2 protein-coding genes are annotated in these 2558 nt (G+C 58.6%); both read right to left on the reverse strand.

The window, feature by feature from the left end:
- Positions 1-147 precede the first annotated feature (147 nt).
- Complete coding sequence (locus WA354_RS24155) at positions 148-1416, reverse strand: efflux RND transporter periplasmic adaptor subunit (RefSeq protein ID WP_472815583.1); 1269 nt, start codon at positions 1414-1416, stop codon at positions 148-150.
- A 201-nt stretch (positions 1417-1617) separates the two neighbouring features.
- On the reverse strand, positions 1618-2558 hold a 941-nt coding region (locus WA354_RS24160; RefSeq protein WP_472815584.1), incomplete at its 5' end, for an acetyl-CoA C-acyltransferase.

The following is a 2558-nucleotide window of genomic DNA, read 5'->3' on the forward strand; positions in this document are numbered from 1 at the left end:
TTTGGTCAGGTCTTCAATGTCAATCAGCTTGTCGTTTGCCATCCAATCCCCCTCGTGAATTCAGTTGTCAGTTATCAGTGGTCAGAATGGTCTTGCATCTGATCGCTGTGTTTGGTTCCTCAAATTCTGCCGCGCCCGAATCGATCTTTATTCCAAGCGGATTCGGTCGACGTTGTCATAGCGCGACATGTCGGAAAGAATTACGGTATCGCCCTCTTTCAACCCTTCGAGCACCTGGATACTGTTGACACTTGATTTGCCAACCTTCACCTGGACGCGTTCAGCTGTCTTGTGGTCCGGTGACTCCTTGAACAGACTCAGCGTCGAGTTCTCGTTGCCCAGCGCGGGACGGCCGACATACAGCACATCATGCAGGTGCTCCAGGTCGATGGATCCATCCACGCTCAACCCCTTCACAGCTCCTGCAGGAAGAGGCCCATCCAGTTGTACGTCAACGGTGCGCGTTCCGTTCAATACGGCGGGGTCGATGCGGGTGACGTGCCCCTGCACGACGCCATTGTGCGTATCGATGGAAGCAGGCAATCCGATGGAAATGTCGCGAGCCTGGGTTTCAGCGATTTGCAAGGCAGCCTTCAATTTGCCGAGTTGCACAACCTCAGCCAGCGATGTGCCTGCGGTGACGTGGGTGCCAACCTGCATGGGAACCGGAAGGGGATCAACTTCACCGGCGATGCCCGCGCGTACTTCGAGCGCGGCGGATTGTTTTTCGTAGAGGGCGAGAAGCGCCTTGGCCTGCTCGATCTTGGCCTGCGATGAGGCGAGCTGAACCTCAATATTCTTTTCGTTCAATTCAAGCTGCTCCAGACTGAGCTTGTGCTGTGCGGCTAACTGATCAGCAGTGCCTTTGGACTTGTCGTAGGCAATGCCGGCGATCACGCCAAGCTTGTAGAGCTGCTCGTCTGTCTTGGCCTGCAACTGGTCCTGGGTATTCTCAGTGCTGACCACGGCTGCCGCGATTTTTTTATCCATCAAGGTGCTCTGCAGCGTCGCCTGAAGGCTCCTGTTGTCAGCCTCGGCGGCTTTCACTGCCAGCTTTGCGTCGAGGAGCTTCTGCTCAACTTCGGGTGCGGAAAGATCCATCAAAACGGTGTCCGCCTTGACGATGGTGCCGGGCAGTACGCGAATGCGAACGACTGTCGCATCGGTAAGCGCCGGAATCAGCTCGATCGAGTCTTCGCGAGGAACCAGAGTGCCGGTCGACCCGCGCACCTGGCGAATCATGTCGCCGCGCTTCACAGTGTCTGGCCAAACAGTTGAAGCATCTACCGTGGGAGCTGCCGGTTTGAGCCGGGAAACCAGAACCACTGCAACCGTTAAAACCACCACCCCAATGCCAGCCCAAAGGTAGAGGCGGCGCCGTTTTTGCTTCTTAATGTCTGGCCGTGCGATATCCATCACTCCAAGGTGGGAGCACTTGCCGTGCCAAAGGCGGTCAGCTGCTAGATACTCGAATTAAACGGCTTAGCAGACCTAAGGCTCTGAAGGGATGGGAGTTGAAGTGACCGCTGGCGACTCGGATTGTCCGATATCGGACAGTTTGCGACGCACACCGGGGGATTGGGGAAACTTCGGGCGTCACTGGGATAGCAATGTCATTTATGGCAATTCCACGGCCAACGCAACGGCGCTTCCACCGCCGAGGCAGAGCGACGCAATTCCTCTCTTGGCTCCCCGGTCGGCCATTGCGTAGATGAGCTTCACCAGCACGGCCGCACCGCTGGCGCCGATGGGGTGGCCTAACGCGATCGCTCCGCCGTTGACGTTGACGCGGGCTTGATCGAGACCGAGTTCGCGGATTACTGCGAGCGCCTGCACGCTGAAGGCTTCGTTCAATTCAAACAGATCAACGGAATCTAGTGACCAACCTGCTTTCGCGATGACTTTACGCACGGCATCGATGGGTGCGAGTGAAAACCACTCGGGCGCGCGTCCGGCGTGGGCCTGTGCACGCACGATGACCATTGGTTTGAGATCCAGTTCCCTTGCCCGGTCCGCGCTGGTAACCACCACCGCCGCGGCTCCGTCACTCACCCCAGGTGCGTTGCCGGCGGTCACGGTGCCACCCTGTTTGAAAGCGGGCTTTAATTTGGCAAGTATCTCCGCTGTTGTGTCGGGCCGAATGGCCTCATCGGCATCGAATGCGCGCGGTGCTTCGCCCTTTTTCGCTGGCGGGACTTCAACGGGCAGAATCTGTGCACGGAAGCGGCCCTCCAACGTGGCTGCGGCGGCGCGGCGATGCGACTCGGCGGCGAAGGCATCCTGGTCTTCGCGGCCGATATGGTATTTCTCAGCCACCATCTCTGCGGCTGCGCCCATGTGGAATTGGTTGTAGACGTCCCAGAGGCCGTCGTGAATCATGGCGTCAATCAGAGTGCCGTTGCCCATGCGATAACCGGTGCGAGCCTGTGGCAACAGATACGGCGCGTTGGACATCGATTCCATTCCGCCCGCAACGACGATGTCGGCGTCCCCGGTTCGAATGCCCTGCGTGGCGAGCGATACGGCGCGAAGGCCCGAGCCGCAGACCTGATTCACCG

This window comes from Occallatibacter sp. (assembly GCF_049802275.1).
Taxonomy (GTDB): Bacteria; Acidobacteriota; Terriglobia; order Terriglobales; family Acidobacteriaceae; genus Telmatobacter.